Source organism: Streptomyces griseocarneus (assembly GCF_014655595.1).
Classification (GTDB): domain Bacteria; phylum Actinomycetota; class Actinomycetes; order Streptomycetales; family Streptomycetaceae; genus Streptomyces; species Streptomyces griseocarneus.
The window spans coordinates 185,803-206,321 of record NZ_BNBL01000002.1 but is presented as its reverse complement, the minus strand read 5'-3'; the positions used below and the strand labels follow the sequence as shown (position 1 = coordinate 206,321).

Annotated in this window: 18 protein-coding genes and 2 riboswitches; of the genes, 11 read left to right on the top strand and 7 right to left on the bottom strand. The window is 74.3% G+C overall.

Features of this window, described 5'->3' with window-relative positions; genetic code table 11:
- Positions 1-74 precede the first annotated feature (74 nt).
- Positions 75-1,271 (bottom strand): ABC transporter substrate-binding protein, encoded by a 1,197-nt coding sequence (locus tag IE295_RS06830; RefSeq protein ID WP_190062601.1) that lies wholly within the window; start codon positions 1,269-1,271, stop codon positions 75-77.
- 703 nt (positions 1,272-1,974) lie between these two features.
- Between IE295_RS06830 and IE295_RS06825 the strand changes: the two genes are divergently transcribed.
- From IE295_RS06825 to IE295_RS06785, 9 genes are all read left to right on the top strand, one after another.
- The gene (locus IE295_RS06825; RefSeq protein WP_190062600.1) at positions 1,975-4,134 is read left to right on the top strand and encodes a hypothetical protein; all 2,160 of its coding nucleotides are present in this window, start codon (positions 1,975-1,977) and stop codon (positions 4,132-4,134) included.
- Between the two features lie 65 nt (positions 4,135-4,199).
- Positions 4,200-5,717, top strand: coding sequence for a GT4 family glycosyltransferase PelF (gene pelF, locus IE295_RS06820; RefSeq protein WP_190062599.1), 1,518 nt, complete (start codon positions 4,200-4,202; stop codon positions 5,715-5,717).
- Positions 5,714-7,168 (top strand): hypothetical protein, encoded by a 1,455-nt coding sequence (locus tag IE295_RS06815; protein WP_190062598.1) that lies wholly within the window; start codon positions 5,714-5,716, stop codon positions 7,166-7,168. Before pelF ends, IE295_RS06815 begins: the two co-directional genes overlap by 4 nt.
- 88 nt (positions 7,169-7,256) lie before the next feature.
- Positions 7,257-8,258 carry an SDR family NAD(P)-dependent oxidoreductase gene (locus tag IE295_RS06810; protein WP_190062597.1) on the top strand — a complete coding sequence of 334 codons (1,002 nt, stop codon included), beginning with the start codon at positions 7,257-7,259 and terminating at the stop codon, positions 8,256-8,258.
- Between the two features lie 44 nt (positions 8,259-8,302).
- Positions 8,303-9,016 carry a sugar phosphate nucleotidyltransferase gene (locus IE295_RS06805; RefSeq protein WP_190062596.1) on the top strand — a complete coding sequence of 238 codons (714 nt, stop codon included), beginning with the start codon at positions 8,303-8,305 and terminating at the stop codon, positions 9,014-9,016.
- Positions 9,017-9,025: 9 nt separating this feature from the next.
- Positions 9,026-9,943: an NAD-dependent epimerase/dehydratase family protein gene (locus IE295_RS06800; protein WP_190062595.1), complete on the top strand. Its 918-nt coding sequence runs from the start codon at positions 9,026-9,028 to the stop codon at positions 9,941-9,943.
- Positions 9,940-10,647, top strand: coding sequence for a spherulation-specific family 4 protein (locus tag IE295_RS06795; protein ID WP_190062594.1), 708 nt, complete (start codon positions 9,940-9,942; stop codon positions 10,645-10,647). The genes IE295_RS06800 and IE295_RS06795 overlap by 4 nt, the downstream gene beginning before the upstream one ends.
- Positions 10,644-11,522 carry an endo alpha-1,4 polygalactosaminidase gene (locus IE295_RS06790; protein WP_372478832.1) on the top strand — a complete coding sequence of 293 codons (879 nt, stop codon included), beginning with the start codon at positions 10,644-10,646 and terminating at the stop codon, positions 11,520-11,522. Before IE295_RS06795 ends, IE295_RS06790 begins: the two co-directional genes overlap by 4 nt.
- 233 nt (positions 11,523-11,755) lie before the next feature.
- Positions 11,756-11,921, top strand: a riboswitch (cyclic di-AMP (ydaO/yuaA leader).
- A 3-nt stretch (positions 11,922-11,924) separates the two neighbouring features.
- Entirely contained in the window at positions 11,925-12,398 is a 474-nt protein-coding gene (locus tag IE295_RS06785) for a C40 family peptidase (RefSeq protein WP_190062593.1), read from the top strand.
- Between the two features lie 73 nt (positions 12,399-12,471).
- Here IE295_RS06785 and IE295_RS06780 read toward each other — a convergent pair whose 3' ends face one another.
- The 3 genes from IE295_RS06780 to IE295_RS06770 form a co-directional block, all read right to left on the bottom strand.
- Complete coding sequence (locus IE295_RS06780) at positions 12,472-13,395, bottom strand: NADP-dependent oxidoreductase (RefSeq protein WP_372478834.1); 924 nt, start codon at positions 13,393-13,395, stop codon at positions 12,472-12,474.
- A gap of 121 nt (positions 13,396-13,516) precedes the next feature.
- Positions 13,517-14,047 (bottom strand): SRPBCC family protein, encoded by a 531-nt coding sequence (locus IE295_RS06775; RefSeq protein ID WP_190062591.1) that lies wholly within the window; start codon positions 14,045-14,047, stop codon positions 13,517-13,519.
- Between the two features lie 74 nt (positions 14,048-14,121).
- Positions 14,122-14,850, bottom strand: coding sequence for a 2OG-Fe dioxygenase family protein (locus IE295_RS06770; RefSeq protein ID WP_190062590.1), 729 nt, complete (start codon positions 14,848-14,850; stop codon positions 14,122-14,124).
- A gap of 116 nt (positions 14,851-14,966) precedes the next feature.
- Between IE295_RS06770 and IE295_RS06765 the strand changes: the two genes are divergently transcribed.
- Positions 14,967-15,773 (top strand): glycosyltransferase, encoded by an 807-nt coding sequence (locus tag IE295_RS06765; RefSeq protein WP_190062589.1) that lies wholly within the window; start codon positions 14,967-14,969, stop codon positions 15,771-15,773.
- A gap of 12 nt (positions 15,774-15,785) precedes the next feature.
- Here IE295_RS06765 and IE295_RS06760 read toward each other — a convergent pair whose 3' ends face one another.
- A complete protein-coding gene (locus tag IE295_RS06760; RefSeq protein WP_190062588.1) occupies positions 15,786-16,553 on the bottom strand; it encodes a CbtA family protein in 768 nt (255 codons plus the stop codon).
- A 20-nt stretch (positions 16,554-16,573) separates the two neighbouring features.
- A complete protein-coding gene (locus IE295_RS06755) occupies positions 16,574-16,798 on the bottom strand; it encodes a CbtB domain-containing protein (RefSeq protein ID WP_190062587.1) in 225 nt (74 codons plus the stop codon).
- A 295-nt stretch (positions 16,799-17,093) separates the two neighbouring features.
- Between IE295_RS06755 and IE295_RS06750 the strand changes: the two genes are divergently transcribed.
- Complete coding sequence (locus IE295_RS06750) at positions 17,094-17,690, top strand: histidine phosphatase family protein (RefSeq protein ID WP_190062586.1); 597 nt, start codon at positions 17,094-17,096, stop codon at positions 17,688-17,690.
- 93 nt (positions 17,691-17,783) lie between these two features.
- Here IE295_RS06750 and metE read toward each other — a convergent pair whose 3' ends face one another.
- The gene (gene metE, locus IE295_RS06745; RefSeq protein WP_190062585.1) at positions 17,784-20,111 is read right to left on the bottom strand and encodes a 5-methyltetrahydropteroyltriglutamate--homocysteine S-methyltransferase; all 2,328 of its coding nucleotides are present in this window, start codon (positions 20,109-20,111) and stop codon (positions 17,784-17,786) included.
- Between the two features lie 139 nt (positions 20,112-20,250).
- Positions 20,251-20,470, bottom strand: a riboswitch (cobalamin riboswitch).
- Between the last annotated feature and the right edge of the window lie 49 nt (positions 20,471-20,519).

Genomic DNA, 20,519 nt, shown 5'->3' with positions numbered 1-20,519 from the left:
GGCCTACGGTAGCGGGGTGCACGGGAGGGGCGAAGAGCGCCCGGCGAGCCCGAGCCCCTTCGGAGCCCGAACCGTCAGAGTCCGACCGTGAGTTCCGCGTCCGGTGCGATGCCCGGCAGCCGGGTGGTGGTCACCAGCGTCAGTTCGGGGGCGCGGTCGCGGCGCCGGCGCCACTGGCCGCCGATCAGCGGCAGCAGCGCGACGTTGGGGGTGGGGCCGGCGGTGAAGTCGAGCGGGCCCGCGACGGTGTCCAGGCGGGTGCGGGCGAGGGCCGCCGCGACGGCGAAGCGGTCCGTCGGGTCGGGCGCGGTGGCCAGGGCGTGGGCCGCGACCTCCAGGAGGGCGTGGGCGGGGCCCAGCGGCTGGAGCCAGAGCCTGCCGGTGGCGCGCCGGTAGTCATGGGCCAGCCGGCCCGCCGTGGTGCCGTCGAGGGAGGAGCGGAAGGGGTGGCGGGGCGTCCAGTAGACCAGCGTGGCGATCCGGGTGCCCCGCAGGCCGTCGGTCGCGGCGTTCGCGCGCGGACAGGTCAGCCGGCGCGAGCAGGTGATCAGCCGCGGCCGCAGCCCGGCCTCGCCGGCCTGCCGGTGGAAGAGCGCCAGGTCCTCCACGGTGGCCGCGCTGGTGACGATCTCGGCCCCGGCCTCCTTGAAGCGCCGGATGTGGGAGGCGAAGCAGGCGGCCGGCTCGTGGTAGCCGCCGGGGTCGACGAGGGTGTGCCCGCGGGCGGCGGTCACGGGCGCGAAGCCGTGCCGCGGATGCCGCAGCAGCCGCCCCTGCAGGCCGTCGTTCCACAGGGTGCCGACGGTCCGGCCGGATCCCACGCGTTCCCACATCTCCGCGAAGACCGTCGCGATGTCGTCCAACCCCCAGGCGAAGTGATACGTCCAGCGGCGCGGCCGCACGGGCGGCTCGGCGCCGGCGCCGTAGAGGTAGGCGTGCCAGGGGAACACCGTGGACACGCACGGAATCCCCAGCACCTCGCAGGCCTCGGCCACGGCGGGCAGCACGCCGCCGCCTCCCATCGCCACCACCACGGACGCGCCCTCGTCGCGCACCAGCTCGGCGACGGCCCGGCGGGCGCCGTCGGGATCGCAGCGGCTGTCGCGCCGGGCCAGCCGGACGGGCCGCCCCTGCGTGGCGTCGGCGCCGCGCGCCAACCGGGGTGCCAGCCGGTCCAGTACGTAGTCCAGCGGCTCCCCGGGCCGGGCCGACCGGCCCGTCCGGGCCACGACCGCGCCGACGCACAGCCCGTCCGTCCGGCGCGAAGCCACCCGACCGCCCCCGTTCCCCGCGTCCTCCGGTGTTGCGGTATCAACCTCCCCTTCACGCAATCTCGTTGACACACGACACCCCGGACCCGGAAGGGTGATTGCGCACCCGAAACGTGCGGCACCTCCGCCGAATGCATGGCGTACCCGGCATATCGGACAGTCGTCATCGGGCCGATCTCATGGAGTCCGGGTGTACCGCACAGCGGTGCACGGGCGTCCGGAGTATGCGACTCCCGGGGCGTCGTATACAGAAGTTGCCACAGGTCACGTCAGCGATGGCCGTACGCGCGAACGATCCGGGGCGGATCGCGGGCCGCGCGAAGGGGTGACGAGTTTCGGCCAGGGTTTCACGAAAGGTGGCCGTCCTCCTCGCCGGTGAGCCCGGCGCGGCCTTCGGGCATGCCGCACTATAAGGCTGAGCGGTCGGGAGGCAGTGGTGTCTCCCGAGGCCGTGGCACGCCCGTGCCCGGAGCCCGCGTCATCGTCGCGCGACCACGGCTCCGGCCGTGCGGCTCGGGACCGGACATCGGCGTCCGTTCCCGTGGCAGGGGAGGAACGGTAGCGACCGGGTGGGGAGCCCGGCCGCCACGGGGCCGACAGTGGGGATCATTCAATGTGCGCGGGCGCCTTCGCGACGCCGCGCGCACGCGTCTTGGGGGACGGCGGCGCGCCCCACGCGCGGTTTGTCCTGGGGGGAGAAGGCATGGGGCGTACGACACGTTGGGTCGCGGCATGGGCCGCGGCCGTTCTGCTGGGGGTGACACTGCCGGCGGCCGGGGCCGCGGCGGCGGAGCCCGCGGCGCGCATCGACCTGCGCGTGCTCGTGGTCGACGACGGCGGACCGGCCGTCACGGCGATCCGCAACGAACTGGACACCTCCGGCACGCCGTACACCAGGGTCGACCTGGGCGACGCGGGGCGCCCCCGCGTCGACGCGGCGTTCCTGGCCGACACCGTGGCCGGCGGCCCGAGAGCCAAGTACCAGGGCGTGGTACTGCCCAACGACAATCCCTTCGGTGCGGGTTCGGCCGAGATGGCGGCCCTGGCGGAGTACGAGAAACGATTCGGCATCCGGCAGGTGGACGCCTACACCTATGCCCGCCCGGCCGTCGGTCTGAACACCGGCTACGCGGGTTCCCTGGACGGGCAGACCGCGCAGGTGACCACCGCGGGGGCGGCGGGACCGTTCAACTACCTGCGGAAAAACGTTCCGTTCGAGAACAACGACGGCGGCGTGCACGAGAGCTACGGCTACCTCGCCACCCCGCTGGACAAGCAGGCCGAGGGCGCCACCTACACCAGCTACGTCGACGCGCCCGTGCCCGGCAGCTCCCGGCGCGGCTCGCTGGTCGGCCAGTACACCCACGACGGCCGCAGCGAGCTGGTGATCACCTTCGTCTACAACCACTACCAGAGCCAGTTCCGGCTGCTCTCGCGCGGCATCGTCGAGTGGCTGACCCAGGGCGTCCACCTGGGGGCGGCCCGCAACTATTTCGCCCTGCACGTCGACGACGTCTTCGGCTCCGACGACCGCTGGGACTCGGTGCTCAACTGCACGCCCGGTGACATCGACTGCCCGCCGGGCAGCCCCGAGAACGACCCGATCCGGATGACCGCCGCCGACGCCCAGCACGCCAAGCAGTGGGAGAAGGACCACGGCCTGACCCTCGACCTGGCCTTCAACGGCGGCGGCAGCGAGGCCCACAAGGAGGCGCACGCCGGCTCCGACCCGCTCGCCCTGCAGCTGATCGCCGACCAGGGCTCCTTCCGCTGGATCAACCACACCTACAACCACCCGTTCATGGGCTGCCTCCAGGACACCTCCACCGTGCCGTGGAAGTGCTCCACCGACGCCCAGGGGAAGATCCGCTGGTACAGCAGGGCGAACATCGTCGCCCAGATCAACGACAACCGCGGCTGGGCGGCCCGCCACGGCCTGGCCCTCGACAAGGACGAGCTGGTCACCGGCGAGCACTCCGGCCTGCGGACCCTGCCGCAGCAGCAGGACGACAACCCGGAGCTGGCCCCCGCCCTCACCCAGACCGAGGTGGCCTGGCTGGGCAGCGACACCTCGCGCGAGCGCGAACAGCGCCGGGTCGGGCCCTCGCTGACCGTGCCCCGCTACCCGATGAACGTCTTCTACAACGTCGGCAAGGCGGCCGAGCAGGTCGACGAGTACAACTGGCTCTACACGCGCAAGGCCGACGGCGGCAGCGGGGTCTGCGAGAACTCCTCCACCACCACCTGCCTGCCCGAACCCCTCTCGCGCACCACCGGGTTCGCCGACTACATCGTCCCGCTCGAGAGCCGGATCGCCATGAGCCACGTGCTCGCCAACGACCCGCGCCCGCACTTCATCCACCAGTCCAACCTCGCCGAGGAGCGCATCGGCTACCAGCCGGCGGAGAAGCTCCTGGCCGACTACCGGAACCTGTTCGCCGACAACACGCCGCTGGTCAACCTCCGCATGCGCGACATCGGCGGCGAGCTGCGCAAGCGCGCCGCCTGGAGCGCGGCCGTCAGCGCCGGCAAGGTCTCCGCCTTCCGCGTCGGCGACGCCATCGCCGTCAGCGCCCCCGACGGCGTGGAGGTCACCGCCACCGTGCCGTCGGGCACCGTCCAGGTGCGCGGCACCGGCCGCGTCGCCTTCGGCACCTCCTACGCCGGACTGCGCTCCGGCTGGGCCACCCCGGACACCGGGCAGAACACCGTCGTCCTCGTCCTGCCCGCCGACGGCCCGACCGCCTCCCGCCCCCTCTCCGGCAAGGCTGCCCGGGTGCAGAACCCCGCGGCCGCGCTTCCGGTGCCCCAGGGCGTCAGCCACCGCGTTCCCTACGGCCCCGGCGACTCCGTCCGCCGCTGAGCCGGGACCGTGCCCGTGCTGACCCGCCCATCGCCGCACCGTCTGTCTGGAGAGAACCGACTTTCATGCACGGACCGTCAGTTGAACCGGCGTCCGCCACGCCCTCGGTGACCCTGCTCACCGAGGGGACCTACCCGCACAGCCACGGCGGGGTGAGCGTGTGGTGCGACCAACTCGTCCAGGGGATGCCCGACGTCGACTTCCGCGTCATAGCCGTCACCGGCACCGGCCGGGAACCGCTCGCCTGGCAGCCGCCCGGCCACGTCCGCGGGGTGGACGCCGTCCCCCTGTGGGGGCCGCCGCCCGCCGGGCGCGCCCCGCGCGGCAGGCAGCTGCGCCGCTTCCTCACCGCCTACGAACTCTTCCTGCTGGCCCTCCTCGACCCCGCGCGGGAGCACCACTTCGCCCGCGCCTTCTACCGCCTCGCCGACCACGCCACCGAGGGCACGCTCTTCGCCGCCCTGCGCGGCGAGGAGGCCGTCCGCCTGCTCACCCGCGTCTGGAACCGGCCCGGCCTGGCCACCGCCGCCGCGCGCCCCACGCTCCACGACGCGCTGACCGCCACCGACCTGCTCGAGCACGCCCTGCGCCCGCTCGCCGCGCGGCCCCCCGCCGAGGGGATCACCCACGCGGTGAGCGGGGGGCTGGCCACCCTGCCCGGGCTGGTCGCCCACCACCGTTACGGCACCCCGTTCCTGCTCACCGAGCACGGCATCTACCTCCGCGAGCGCTACCTGGGCTTCCGCGCCGAGCCCTACCGCTGGCCGGTCAAGGCGCTGATGCTCGGGCTGTTCCGGATGCTCGCCGTGGAGAGCTACCGCAGCGCGGCGCTCGTCACCCCGGGCAACCGCTACAACCGGCGCTGGGAGGAGCACGGCGGCACCCCGTCCGACCGCATCCGCACCGTCTACAACGGCGTCGACCCCGCCGCGTTCCCGCCCGCCGGGCCCGAGCCCGACGTGCCGACGCTCAGCTGGGCGGGCCGGGTCGACCCCATCAAGGGCCTGGAGACGCTCATCCGCGCCTTCGCGCTGGTACGGGCCGAGATCCCCGACGCGCGGCTGCGGCTCTTCGGCGGCACCCCGCGCGGCGGGGAGGGCTACCGCACAGCCTGCGAGAACCTGGCCACCGAGCTCGGCGTGGGCGACGCCGTCACCTTCGAGGGCCGCGTCGAGGACATCCGCGACGCCTACGCGGCCGGGAACGTGGTGATGCTCTCCAGCATCAGCGAAGGCTTCCCCTTCACCCTGATCGAGGCCATGTCGTGCGGACGGGCCACCGTCTCCACCGACGTGGGCGGGGTCCGGGAGGCCGTCGGCGACAGCGGCCTGGTCGTACCGCCGCGCGACCCGCAAGGCATGGCGCGGGCGGCACTGACCCTGCTGAGGGACCCTGGCCTGCGGGCACGGATGGGCGAGGCCGCGCGGCTGCGCGTCATCGAGCAGTTCACCCTCCGGCAGACCATCAGCGCCTTCCGCGACATCTACCACGACCTCGCCGGACTGCGGCAGCCCGTGCCCGCGCACATGCCCCTCGCACGGCCCGCACCCGTCATGGCCATGGCCGCGGGCGGTGCCGGATGAGCGGACTGCTGCGCCTGCTGCCGGAGGAGCCCGAGCCGGCCCATGACCTCGCCGTCGCGCCGGTGTCCGTGCGCCACCGGCCGCGGTGGGCCGCCGACCCGGTCGACGAACTCGCCCAGGAACTGGCCGCCGTCTGCGCGGCGGCCGTCCACCCCGACGAGATCGCCGCCGTGCTGGAGGCCGACGGGCTCACCGGCGAGCAGATCGCCGAGCGCTACGGGCGCGCCGACGCCTTCGAGCTCGCGGCCGAGCTCTTCGCCCGCGTCCCGCGCAGCCACCCCGAGCCGGAGCCCCGGCCCGACCCCTGGAAGGTGAAGCCCGGCCAGTTCCTGCTGCGGTCCCTGGTGTTCACCCTCCCGGGCTTCGGCTACACGCTCGGCTCCCCCCTGATGAACGGCGGGCAGGACCGTTTCGGGCTGCCCGCCGGGACCGGGGCGCTCATCGCCTCCGCGCTGGTGGCCTGGGCCTGGAACCAGGCCCTCGCCCACCGCGCGTACCTCCGGCTGGCGGCCGGCGGCCGGGGCGCGGCCGCCCGCTGCCTGGCCGTGGGGGCCCCGCTGGGCGTCCTGCTCGCCACCGGCGCGGCCCTCGCGCTCCCGGCGCCGCCCGGGACGCTCGCCTTCGGCGTCGGCCAGGTGCTCTACCTCGCGGCGGCCACGGCCCTGCTGGTGCTCGGCCGGGAGCGGCTCCTGCTGCTCGCCCTGCTGCCGACCGCGACCGGCGGCGCGGTGGTCCTGCTCGCCCGGCCGCCGTCCGTGGTGGGCGTCGTCCTGCTGCTGGCCACGGCCGGCGGCGCGCTCTTCGCCGCCGTCTACGAGATCGTCCGGGCCCGCCGGGCGGAGGGCGAGCGGCCCCCCGGGCAGGCCGGGCCACCGCTGGGCGCCTCCGTCCCGTACGGCCTGTTCGGCCTGGGCTGCGGCACGCTCACCACCATCGCGGCGCTCGGCGACGTGCTCGTCGGGCACCACGGCGGCGCGAGCGGGCCCGCCGTCCTCGCCCTCACCCTCAGCATGGGGGTGGCGGAATGGCTGCTCTACCGCTGCCGCGGGCTGGCCCTGGCCGCGCTCGCCGCCTCGACGAGCACCGGCGGACTGCTGCTGCGCGTGGGCCGCGTGCTCACGCTGTGCGTCGCCGGCTACCTCGCGGCGCTGACCGTGCTGACCCTGGCCGTCTCCGCCCTGTGGCCCGACGACCCGCCGCTGTCCGCACCTCGCCTGACGGCACTGCTGGCGCTCGGGGCGGTGCTGTGGACCGGGCTGCTGCTCCAGGCCTACGGCATCGGATGGCTGCCGGCCCTGCTCTGCCTCGGCGCCGCCGGCGCCGAGACCGCCGCCCTCGGCCTGCGGATCTCCGTGCCGACCACCGACCAGGTTGTGATCTGTACCGGCGCGGCCGCCGGGCTGCTGGCCGCCGCCACCGTCCTGCTCGGACGGATCACCACGCACCGCTGAACCACGCACCGCTGAACCACGGCACCTCGTTCCGTTCCGTCCCTGTTCCGCATTCCTGCTCCGCCCGTCATGCCAGAGGAGACCGCTCATGTCCGCACCGGCACTCGTCGCCGTCACCGGAGCCGAAGGGTTCATCGGATCGCACCTGGTCGAGGCGCTGGTCGCCGACGGCCACCGGGTGCGCGCGATGGTCCAGTACAACTCGTTCTCGTCCTTCGGCTGGCTCGAGGACCTGCCCGCCGAGGTGATGGACAACGTGGAGGTCGTGCTCGGCGACGTCCGCGACCCCGGCTCCGTCACCGGGCTGGTGACCGGGGCCGAGGCCGTCTACCACCTGGCCGCGCTGATCGCCATCCCGTACTCCTACCGGGCCCCGCACAGCTACGTCGAGACCAACGTCACCGGCACCCTCAACGTCCTGGAGGCCGTACGGCACCTGGGCATCCCGCGCCTGGTGCACACCTCCACGAGCGAGACCTACGGCACGGCCCGGACCGTGCCGATCAGCGAGGACCACCCCATCAACACCCAGTCGCCCTACGCCGCCTCCAAGGCCGGCGGGGACCGGCTGGCCGACAGCTACCACGCCAGCTTCGGGCTGCCCGTGGTCACCCTGCGCCCCTTCAACACCTTCGGCCCGCGCCAGTCCATGCGCGCGGTGATCCCCACGGTCATCGGCCAGGTCGCCGCCGGGCAGCGCGCCATCACCCTCGGCGACCTGCGCCCCACCCGCGACTTCAGCTACGTCAAGGACACCGTCGCCGCCTTCCGGGCCGTCGGCACCGCGCCCGCCGACGACGTCGTCGGCCGCACCTTCAACTCCGGCACCGGCGAGGAGATCTCCATCGGCGACCTCGTCACCCTGATCGGCAAGCTCATGGACGCCGAGCTCGAGGTCACGGAGGACGCCCAGCGCGTGCGCCCCGCGAACTCCGAGGTGATGCGCCTGGTCGCCGACGCCTCCCGGCTGCGGGCGGCCACCGGCTGGGCCCCGGCCCACACCCTCGAGGAAGGACTCGCCGAGACCGTCGCGTTCTTCCGCGACCCGGTCAACCTCGGCCGGTACAAGACCGGCATCTACAACGTCTGACGTTCCACCCCAACCCACGCGGCACGAGAGAGGAACGGCACCCCATGCACGCAGTCATCCTGGCCGGAGGCAAGGGCGTCCGGCTTCGCCCGTACACCACCGCACTGCCCAAGCCCCTGGTGCCCATCGGCGACCAGCACGCCATCCTCGAGATCGTCATGCGCCAGCTGGCCTGCGCCGGGTTCACCAGCTGCACCCTGGCCATCGGCCACCTCGGCCACATCATCCGCGCCTACGTCGGCGACGGCTCCCAGTGGGGCATCGACGTCGACTACACCACCGAGGAGAGCCCCCTGGGCACCATGGGGCCGCTGCTGACCATGACCGACCGGCTGCCCGAGCACTTCCTGGTCATGAACGGCGACATCCTCACCGACCTCGACTTCGGCGACGTGCTCGGCGACCACATCGCCTCCGGCGCGCCGCTGACCATCGCCACCTACGCCCGCACGGTGAACATCGACTTCGGGGTGCTGACCACCGACTCCGGCCGCGTCGTGGGCTTCGCGGAGAAGCCGAGCATGGACTACCGCGTCTCCATGGGCGTCTACGGAGTCTCCCGTAGCGCCCTCGACCGCTACACCCCCGGGCTGCCCCTCGGCTTCGACGAGCTCGTGCTCGACCTGCTGGAGGCGAACACCCCGCCCAACGCCTACGAGTTCGACGGCTACTGGCTCGACATCGGACGCCCCGACGACTACGACCGGGCCAACGCCGAGTTCTCCGTACGCCGCGACCTGCTGATCAAGGGAGCGTGACCGGCCGCGATGCGCATTCTCGTCCTGGGCGCCACCGGCTTCCTGGGCCGGCACGCCGCCGACCGCCTGCGCGCCCTGAAGGGCGCGCGGGTGCTCGGCGGCGGCCGGAGCCCCGGTGCCGACGTGCCCGTCGACCTCTACGGCGCCGACCCGGCCGCGCTCGCGGCCGCGCTGCGCGACGCCGCACCCGACGCCGTCGTCAACTGCGTGGGCGCGGTCGGCGGCGACGCACTGTCACTGACCGCCCTCAACGCCCACGGCCCCGCCGTGCTGTGCGAGGCCCTGCGCCGGGCCGCCCCCGACGCCCGGCTGATCCACCTGGGCTCCGCCGGCGAGTACGGTCCCGCCGACGGGCACCGGCCGGTCGGCGAGGCGCACCCGGCCCGCCCGCTGGGCCTGTACGGCGCCACCAAGCTGGCCGGCACCCTCGCGGTGACCGCCTCCGGCCTGGACGCCGTGGTGCTGCGGGTGTTCAACCCCGTCGGCCCCGGCGCCCCGGCCGCCTCGCTGCCCGGCCGGCTGGCCGCCGAGCTGCGCAAGGCCGGCCCGGACGGCCGGGTGCGCACCGGCGACCTCTCCGCCCACCGCGACTTCGTCGACGCGCGGGACGTGGCCGAGGCCGTCGCCCTCGCCGTCACCGCGCCCCGGCCGCTGCCCGGGATCCTGAACATCGGCAGCGGCACGGCCCGGCCGGTCCGCGACGTCGCCGAAGGGCTGCTGCGGGCCTCGGGCTTCGGCGGGCCGGTGGCGGACCGCGTCGACGAGGACGGCGACGGCTCGCCGCGCTCGGCGGCCGTGCCCTGGATCCGGGCGGACATCACGGCCGCGGGCCGTGCCCTGGACTGGGCCCCGGCCCGCTCCCTGGAGGACTCCCTGGCCGACCTGTGGGCCGACGCCGCCGGCCCCGCCGCGGAGTCCCCGCGATGAAGGGGACCACGCGTGAGGCGTCGCCGGACGACGGGCAGCGGCTGCTGGTGCCGCTGTACGTCCATCCGGCGACGCACCCCGGGGAGTGGGAGGCGCTGCTCGAGGCCGCGCCCCGCCTGCACGCCGTCGTGCTCAACGTGGCCGACGGCCCCGGCGGGCGGCCCGACGCGGACTTCCGGGCCGCCGCCGGCCGGCTGCGCGGCGCGGGGGTGCCGCTGCTGGGCTACGTCGACACCGGCTACGGCCGCCGCCCGGCCCGCGCGGTGGTGGCCGACGTCCACCGGCACCGCAGGTGGTACGGCGTGGACGGGGTCTTCCTCGACCAGGTACCGGCGCACGCGGCACAGCTGCCGCGCTACCGCCGCCTGGTGACGGCCGCCCGGGTGCTGGGCGCGCGGACGGCGGTGCTCAACCCGGGGACGCATCCCGACCCGGGCTACGCGGCACTGGCCGATCTGCTGGTGACGTTCGAGGGCACGTGGGAGGAGTACCGGCGGTCCCGCGTGCCGCGGTGGACCGCCGACCATCCGCCGGCGCGCTTCTGCCACCTGGTCTACGGGGTGCCCGAGGACGCCGCGGCGCTGGTGGCCCGGACGGCCGGCGGGCGGGGTGCCGGAGTGCACTGCGCGGTGCCGGGGACGGGGGCCAACCCGTGGCGGACCGCGCCCCTGACGGCGGCCGGGACGACGGGGGGTGCCCGGTGAGGGGGGCGCGGCGGGCCGGGGTGCTCGGGGTGCTGCTCCTGGTCCTCGCGGGGTGTTCCTCCTCGCCCCCGTCCGACGACGGCGGCGGCGAGGAGCCGGAGGCGGAGGCACAGGCGCCCACGGACCGGATGACGACCGCCCCCACGCCGGACGGCACGCCGGCCCAGCCGTCCGGGCGGTGGCAGCCGAAGCCGGGCACCCGCTGGCAGTGGCAGCTCGGCGGGCGCGTGGACACCTCCGTGGACGTGCCCGTCTACGACATCGACGGCTTCGAGAACTCCGCGGAGACGGTGGCGCGGTTGCACGACCGCGGCCGCAAGGTGATCTGTTACATCAACGCGGGGGCGTGGGAGAACTTCCGTCCCGACAAGGGGAAGTTCCCCGCGGCGGTGCTGGGGAAGAACAACAAGGGCTGGGACGGCGAGAAATGGCTGGACATCCGCCGTCTCGACGTACTGCGGCCGATCATGGCGGCCCGTATCGACATGTGCCGGCAGAAGGGCTTCGACGCGGTCGAGCCGGATCTGACGGAGGGATTCCGCAATCGCACCGGCTTTCCGCTGACGGCCGAGCACCAGCTGGCGTTCAACCGGATGCTGGCGGAGCTGGCGCACGAGCGCGGGCTCGCGGTGGGGCTGAAGAACGACCTGGAGCAGATCCCCCAGCTGGTGCGCGACTTCGACTTCGCGGTGAACGAACAGTGCGCACAGTACGACGAGTGCGAGAAGCTGACGCCCTTCGTGAAACGGAACAAAGCGGTCTTCCACGTCGAATACGAACTCCCTCCGGGGGATTTCTGCGACACGGCCAAGCGGCTCGGGCTCAGTTCGATGAAGAAGAACCTGGACCTCGACGCATGGCGGCGCCCCTGCTGACGGCCTCTGCGGAGCCATTCATTCCATTGCTTCGGAAACCAGTGGGCACAAGGGTTTACCGCCAGTTCGGCGGCCCTGGGAATACCACGGTTCCGGGTTTGCATCCGAAGTGAAGAAGTTCACAGATGACCGTTTGGGCACCGAATTTGAGCGATTGATGGTGCAGGATCTCTCACCGAACACAAGATCCCGTCACAGAGGCGGGCGACCCGGGCGGACGCCGAGTCCTGCCGCCGCACCGGGTGCGGAATCGAATTGATGGATCGGCAGGAGCGGGAGACCCAAGCGGTACGAACCACGAGGTCGGTGGTTCTAGGGGTGAAGCCACAACGGTGGCCGGGCAACTTCGCAGCCCGAACCCGACAGGTCATCTTTCGCAGGCGGATGTCGAAGGGCTTAGGCATGTCTGCGCTGCCTCGAATACCCGCGCTCGCCAAGCGGGCCGGTACCGCGTCCGCCCTCACCGTCGCCACCCTGGCGGCGTCGGTGCTCGTCCCGGGCCTCGCCCCCGACGCGTCGGCCGCCACCGCCGGCGAGCAGGCTCTGAAGGTCGCGGCCTCCAAGAAGGGCTCCCCCTACCAGTGGGGCGCCACCGGTCCGAACCGGTTCGACTGCTCGGGCCTGACGCTCTACTCGTTCAAGAAGGTCGGCAAGTCGCTCCCGCGCACCGCCGCCGACCAGTACAACAAGACCCGTCACATCTCCGGCGGCTCGCGCCAGACGGGTGACCTGGTGTTCTTCCACTCCGGAAGCAACGTCTACCACGTGGGTATCTACGCGGGTAACAACAAGATCTGGCACGCCCCCAAGCCCGGCACCACCGTCCGGCTGGAGAAGATCTGGAGCAACAGCGTCTGGTACGGCCGCGTCAAGTAGCCGCCGGACGCCCTGTGCCCGGCACGCGCATCCCGCGTGCCGGGCACAGCCGCATCCGGGCCCCCGGCCCCTCTCACGCCACCGCCAGCACGATCTTCCCCGTCAGATGGCCGTGCTCACTGGCCCGGTGGGCCTCGGCCGCCTCGTGCAGGCGGTAGACGCGGTGGATCGGCAGCTGGAGGATGCCGGCCTCGTGCAGGGCCAGGGCGGCGGTGAGGGCCGGACCGGTCCCGGAGGCGGGACCGCCGGAGCTGAAGCGGGCGCCGCTGCGGCGGGCGCCCTCGGGGTCGGCGATGCTCACCACCCGCCCCGGGGCGCCGGTGAGCTGGACCGAAATCCCGACGGCGTCGCCCTTGCCGACCGCGTCCAGCGCGGCGTCCACACCGCCGGGCGCGGCCTCGCGCACCCGGTCGGCGAGCCCCTCGCCGTAGGCCACCGGAATCGCGCCCAGCCCGCGCAGGTACTCGTGGTTGAACTCACTGGCCGTGCCGATGACCCGGACGTCCCGGGCGCGGGCGAACTGCACCGCCAGCGTGCCCACTCCCCCGGCCGCGCCGTGCACGAGCACGGTCTCGCCCTCGTTCAGGGCCAGCAGGTTCAGCGCCCGCCAGGCCGTCTCGGCGGCCACCGGCAGGGCGGCCGCCTCCTCCCAGGGCAGGGAGAGCGGCTTGATCATCAGCTCCTCGGCCGGGGCCAGGGCCTGTTCGGCATAGGCGCCGGTGGCGGTGCGGCCGAGGACCGCGTCCCCCGCCTGCACCCCCACCACGCCCTCCCCCACCGCCTCCACCACCCCGGAGGCCTCCACGCCGGGGACGTGCGGCAGGCCGACGGGGAAGAGGCCGGCCATGGCACCGCTGCGGATCTTGTGGTCGAGCGGGTTGACGCCGGCGCAGCGCACGGCGATCCGCACCTGCCCGGGCCCCGGGACCGGCTGGTCGACGTCGGTGAGCCGGAGCACGTCGGCGGAGCCGTAGGAGCTGAAGGCGACGGCCTTGATCTTGGTCATGGCATCAGCTTCACCGGATACCGGGCTTTTCCGCATGAGACTGGCCGTCGCACCCGGATACCGCGCCCGATCTCCGTACGCGCCCTTCCCGCCGAGGGGGGCCGGCGAGCCGTCAGGCGCGTCCCTCGGCGAGGTCCTTGATGCCCTGGAGGGTGGTCCGCATGCCGGCGCGGAGGTCGCCGAGCCGGTGCTCGATGATCGCCTCCTCCTTGTCCGGCATGCGGTCCGTCGCCAGGCTGACCCCGGAGCGGGCCGGGCCGAGCCGCACGGACAGCCGCAGCAGCGTGCCCTCCGACGCGGGCTCGAGGGTGAACGTCCAGGTGGCCATCGGGTGCGCCGGGTCGGCGGGGCCGCCCCCGTATATGCCGTCGGGGTCGGTGACCGCCCAGCCGAACGCCCGCTCGGGCTCCAGCGCGACCACGTGGGAGACGGTCCGCCAGTCGCCCAGCACCGGATTGTGGTTGTGGCCGGCGAAGGCCGCGCCCAGTACGGCCTCGGTGGCACCGTCCAGCCACTCGGCGCGCCGCAGCTCGGGGCTGAAGCGGGCGGGCAGCTCGATGTCCGTCACCATCTTCCAGACCTCGGGCGGCGCCGCCTGGATGTGGACCTCTTCGTGGGCCGTGGGGCCGTCCGCGTAGCGCATGCGATCTCCTCAGTGCGGGTGTGTCGGGGCCAAGTCTGCACCTGGCCCCGCGCGTTGCCCCCACCGCCCCCGGTTCAGGCCGCCGGGAAGAAGTCGACGAGCAGCATGTCCCGTACGCCCCTGCGCGCGCCCGGCGCCGGGCGCATCGGCGAGACGTCGTGCAGAACGCGCCGGTCGTCCAGGACGATCGTCTCCAGCGGAGCGCTCAGCGAGGCCCTGTACACGGGCCGCCGGTCCAGGTCGTACAGGCACGACTCGGCGCCCCGGACGTCCTCGCGCCGGATCAGCACCTGGGCGACGTAGCTGTGCCCGTCCCGGTGGACGCCCTCGGGCGCCGGATGACCGTCCGTGGTGTCCGTGGCGGTGACGCGGATCTGGTGGACCCCGCACAGGCCGGTGCCGGTGCGCGGGCCGGGCAGGTGCTCCCGGAGCGTACGGACGACCGCGCTCAGCACGGGCCCGCCCGCCACGGCGTCGTCCAGCGGGGCGAACATGCGCGGCACGCCGCCGTTGACCTTGTTGACGGCCCGGTCCTGGAAGAAGGCGACGTGCGGCAGCCGCTCCAGGTCGTCGCCGGCGATGCGGAACCTGCCGTAGCGGCGGAAGCGGTAGGGCGTGGCGGAGCCGAGGTGGGCGTCGGCGGGCAGGTCGTCCCAGGACTCGGTGAACGCCGCCACCGCCTGCGCGGGTATCGGCGCGAGGGCCTCGGTGAGCAGCCCGGGGCCGTGGTGGACGAAGGGCGGCGGGGCCGGCGGTGCGCAGCGGCGAGCGGCGTGACCGGCCTCAACAAGCGGGTACGACATGGCACTTCCCCCGTATTTCTGTGCTGGTGAGCACCACCGTACCGGGCGCTTCCCGGAGGCGGACCGTTCATCGCGCGTACACCGCACGTCCGCGCGGCGGGGGGACGCTTGGCCCTGTGAGCGCCGTCTTCGTGGTCTCGGTGCACGACGTGGCCCCCTGGAGCCTCGCCCCGTGCCGTCGGTGGCTGCCGCTGGGCCGGGCGGCCGACGCCTGGAACCGGCGCCTGGCCGGGGCGTTCGACGCCGTGGTCGCCGCGTCGGCCTTCTCGGCCGCGGAGTTCGGCCGGCTGGGCGGCCGGGTGGTGTTGCACCGGGTGCCGCTGGGCGTCGATCTGGAGGTGTTCGCCCCGGCCCCGGGGCGCGGTGACGGCGTCGGATTGGTGTACTCGGGGCGGCTGTCGGCGGAGAAGTGGCCCCATCTGCCGCTGAGGGCCGTGGCGGTGCTGCGCCGGCGCGGCATGGACGTCCGCCTGGACGTGCTGGGCGACGGGCCGGAACGCGGGCGCCTCGAGCGGTGGGCGGCGACGGCGGGGCTGCCAGTGCGTTTCCACGGTCATGTGGCCGGACGCCGGGGCGTGGCCGCGGTGCTCGCGCGGGCTGACGTGGCGCTGGTGCCGTGCGCGGTGGAGTCGTTCGGGCTGTCGGCGCTGGAGGCGCCGGCGTGCGGGACGCCGGTGGTGACGGCCGATCGCGGGGCGGCGCGCGAGCTGGTGGTGCCGGGGGCGGGGGCCGTGGCGCCCGCCGGATCCGCCGCGGGGATGGCGGACGCGGTGACGCGCGTGCTGGCCTGGCCCGAGGAGGCGCGGCGGGCGACGGCGCGGGCGCGTGCGGAGGAGTTCGGCTGGGCGCGGACGGTGGAGCGGATGCCGGCCGTACGCGCGAACGCCGGACGGGCCCGCTTCGGCCCGTCCGGCGTCCGGTGACGACGCGCACGATCAGCTGACGGCTGCCGTCTCCGGCTGCCGCTCGTCCCGCTCCGCGGCCTTCGGCACGATGAGCCGCTCGGCGAGCTCACCGAAGATCAGGCCGAAGCCGGTCCACAGCACGAGCTCGATGGCGAGGGAGGACATGCGGAACTCCCACAGCAGCGACGCCGGGAAGTGCTCCGGGACGTTGTCGCCGGAGGGCAGGAACGCGAACGCCAACCCGAGCGCGACGACCAGGGCGGCGCAGGCCGCCACGGTGGCGTTCCAGTTGCCCAGGCGCGGCGCGAGGCGCCGGCCCAGGATGACCGCGGCGATCGCGAGCAGCACGCTGAGCGCGATCATCAGGAAGAACAGCGCGGTGCGCTGGTTCAGGGTGTCCGGGTCGCCGACGGCCGGCGGGTTGGCCGGGTACTTCAGGAACGGCACCAGGAAGACCGCCACGAACGCGCCCAGCGCGACCAGCGCCGCGGTCGCGCGCGGGCCGAAGCGGCCGATGCGGCCCAGGGCCACGCAGAACGCCAGCGCGGCGATGCCGCCCAGCGCCACGCCGTAGACCAGGACGCCGGTGGCGAGGCCGCCGGTGGCCTGCATGGTCCGGCTGACCAGCTCCACGCCGTCGTCGTGGCCGTGGTCGTGGCTGTTGGCCTCCTCGAACGCGATGGCCGAGTCCACGTGGGGCTCGCCGAGCAGGTAGGCCGTGATCAGGGCCAGCACGCCGGTGGCCAGGCCGGCCAGCATGCCCCGTACGAGCAGGGCCCTTACGGATACGGAGTTCATGGGCTCGTGCTCCCGCGGGATCAGTGGCAGGGGAAGCCGAGCAGGTGGCGGCCGTCGTGCACCCACTCGTGGACGTCCTTGCCCGCGATGAGGGAGGTGGCGCCCTGCTCCGCGCCGACGAAGTACAGCAGGACCAGCATCAGGATCCCGCCGAAGGCCAGCCAGGGGGCTATCTCCTTGAACGAGATGGGGGCGATCTCCGGCAGGGCGGGGCGGCTGGAAACGGGGGCGGCGGACTGGGCCATGACAGAACCTCCTGGGGAACACGCGTCCCGGTCGTTGGTGCTCGACGACGGTGGCGGGTCTGACTTTCCTGCCGCCGACCCCGGAGCCGACCGGGGTGCCCGCCAGGTACACAGTGGCGCGACCGTGCCGGATTCGCACCGGCTTCCGAACGCACCGTCGTCATGTACACGCGACCGTACCGCCTGGTCCGCCACCGCGCTACGGGCGTACGGATGCACGCCCCCGGCGCACTCCCCCGCCAAAGCCCGTGGTCTGCTGGGCGCGTGGGCACGAGCGCCCCGGGAGGAGAGGACCATGACCACGCGTGTGATGTTGATCTCGCCCGCGACCGGCTCCGCGTTGCGGGCGGCGCGCTTCGACGACGGCTCCCCGCTGGACGAGGCGGGCGTGCGCGACGCCCGCGCGGCGGCCGGGGCACTGCCGCGTGCGGACCTGGCCGTCACGGCCCCCGCACCGCGCTGCCGTCAGACGGCCGCCGCCCTCGGGCTGGACGGCGCCGAGCCCGTGAGCGCGCTGCGCGATCTGGAGACGGGCCGCTGGCGCGGCCGTTCGCTGGACGAGGTGATGGCCGCCGAGCCGGAGGCGGTGGCAGCGTGGCTGGCGGACCCGGACGCCGCGCCGCACGGCGGGGAGTCGGTGACGGCGCTCACGGACCGGGTCGGCGCGTGGCTGGACGGCCGGGCCGAGGACGGCGGCCGGGTGCTGGCCGTGGTGGAGCCCGCCGTCGTCCGGGCGGCGCTGGTGCACGCGCTCGGCCTGCCGGCGGCGGCGTTCTGGCGCCTGGACGTCTCACCGCTGTCCCTGACCGAACTGAGCGGCCGGGCCGGGCGCTGGAACCTGCGCTGCGGCCGCCCGCTCGCCCCGGCGGAGCCAAAAGCCGGGACGGAGTGAAAAGCCGCCGCGCCCGGCCGGATTCCCCGCCCCTCAGCGGGGATTCCGGCCGGCGCGGCGGCGGCTCGGTGGGCGGTGCCTGCCGCCCGACCCCTACCGCCCGGTGCCGTGTTCCGCCCGCACCCGGCGGGCGCCCTCGACCAGGTTCGCCAGCGACTCGCGCACCTCCGCCCAGCCACGGGTCTTCAGGCCGCAGTCGGGGTTGACCCACAGGCGCTCGGCCGGGATGGCCTCGAGCCCCTTGCGCAGCAGGGCCGCGACCTCGCCGGCGTCCGGCACGCGCGGGGAGTGGATGTCGTAGACGCCGGGCCCGACCTCGTGCCCGTAGCCGGCCACGGCGAGTTCGCGGGCGACCTGCATGTGCGAGCGCGCGGCCTCGAGGCTGATGACGTCGGCGTCCAGGTCCTCGATGGCGGCCATGATGTCGCCGAACTCGGCGTAGCACATGTGGGTGTGGACCTGGGTGTCCGCCCGGACGCCGGCGGTGGCCAGCCGGAAGGCCTCGGTGGCCCACCGGAGGTAGGCGGCGCGGTCGGCGGCCCGCAGCGGCAGGGTCTCGCGCAGCGCGGGCTCGTCGACCTGGATGACGGCGGTGCCCGCGGCCTCCAGGTCGGCGACCTCGTCCCGCAGGGCTAGGGCGACCTGGCGGGCGGTGTCGGCGAGCGGCTGGTCGTCGCGGACGAAGGACCAGGCGAGCATGGTGACGGGCCCGGTGAGCATGCCCTTGACCGGGCGGTCGGTGTGCTCCTGGGCGTAGGTGGTCCACTCGACGGTCATGGGAGCGGGCCGGGAGATGTCGCCGGCGAGGATCGGGGGCCGCACGTAGCGGGTGCCGTAGGACTGCACCCAGCCGTGCTGGGTGGCCAGGTAGCCGGTGAGGCGCTCGGCGAAGTACTGGACCATGTCGTTGCGTTCGGCCTCGCCGTGGACGAGGACGTCGAGGCCGGCCTTCTCCTGGAAGGCGAGGACCTCGCGGATCTCGGCGGCGATGCGCTCGTCGTACGCGGCGGCGTCGATCCGCCCGGCGCGCAGGTCGGCGCGGGCGGCGCGCAGTTCGCGGGTCTGCGGGAAGGAGCCGATGGTGGTGGTGGGGAGCAACGGCAGGCCCAGGCGGGCGCGCTGGGCGGCGGAGCGCTCGGCGTAGGGCTGCGGGCGGCGGGTGTCGGCGGGAGTGACGGCCGCGGCGCGGGCGCGTACGGCCGGGTCGCGGGTGAGGGCGGAGGCGGCGCGGGATCCTCGGGCGGAGCGGTTGGCGGCGAGCTGGGGGGCGATGGTGTCGCCGCCCTCGTTCAGGCCGCGGGCGAGGGTGACGATCTCGTCGGTCTTCTGCCGGGCGAAGGCGAGCCAGCGGGCGACCTGCGGATCGACGTCGCGTTCGGCGGCGGCGTCCAGGGGCACGTGCAGCAGGGAGCAGGAGGGGGCGACGTCGACCCGGCCGGCGAGGCCGAGCAGGGTGGCGAGGGTGGCCAGGGACTGCTCGAGGTCGTTGATCCAGACGTTGCGCCCGTCGACGACGCCGGCGATCAGCCGCTTGCCGGGCAGGCCGCCGGCCGCCGCGAGGTCGCCGAGGTTGGCGGCGGCGGGCCCGGTGAAGTCCAGGGCCAGGCCCTCGACGGGCGACTTGGCCAGCACCGGCAGGGCGTCGCCGAGCCGGTCGAAGTAGGCGGCGGCGATCAGCCGGGGGCGGTCGGTGAGGGCGCCCAGTTCGCGGTAGGCGCGGGCGGCGGCGTTCAGCACGGCCGGCGGCTGGTCCTGGACCAGTGCGGGCTCGTCGAGCTGCACCCATTCGGCGCCGGCCGCGCGCAGGTCGGCGAGCACCTCGGCGTAGACGGGCAGCAGCCGGTCGAGGAGGGTGAGGGGCTGGAAGTCCGGGGCGGTGCCGGGGGCGGGCTTGGCCAGCAGGAGGTAGGTGACGGGGCCCACCAGTACGGGCCGGGCGGCGTGGCCGGCGTCGAGGGCCTCGCGCAGTTCTCCGACGGGTTTCGCGGAGTCGGCGGTGAAGACGGTGCCGGGGCCCAGTTCGGGGACGAGGTAGTGGTAGTTGGTGTCGAACCACTTGGTCATCTCCAGCGGCGGCGCCTGCTGGGTGCCCCGGGCCATGGCGAAGTAGCCGTCGAGGGGGTCCTCGGCCACGAGGGCGCGGTGGCGCTCGGGGACGGCGCCGACCATGACGGTGGTGTCCAGGACGTGGTCGTAGAGCGAGAAGTCGCCGGTGGGGACCTCCTGGACGCCGGCGTCGGCCAGTTGCCGCCAGGCCTCGCGGCGCAGGCCGGCGGCGGTGCGGCGCAGTTCGCCGGCGCTGACGCGGCCGGCCCAGTAGCCTTCGACGGCCTTCTTCAGCTCCCGGCCGGCCCCCTGGCGGGGGTAGCCGTGGACGGTGGCCAGGGAACGCGGGGCGGGGCGGGATTGGTCGGCTGCCACGGAACTCTCCTTCGCGAGTCGCGGAACGTCCCGGTGGCCGACGGGGTGCGAAGGAACGGCAGGGCGGGGCGGGGCCGCCTCACGCGTGCCCGCCCGTACCCGTCGGCCCGCCCACGGGACCACCGAGATCACCGCGTGCGGTCGCACGCGGGCAGTGGCAGGTATTCGGACTCGCGGGCCCGCCGCGTCCTGACGGACGCGGCACCTACTGGCCGTCGCTTCCCGGGCCCGGGGGCCCAGTGCGTATGACGGCGGTCGTTCCCACTCACCGCTGCGGGGCAGTCCCGGATTCGCACCGGGTTCCCTCTTGCGACGCCGCCGTCCGGGGACGGGGCGAACCGACTGCACCCCCAGCCTAGACACACCGGACTCCCTGACAACAGGGGTTCCCGGGGGTTGTTCCGATCT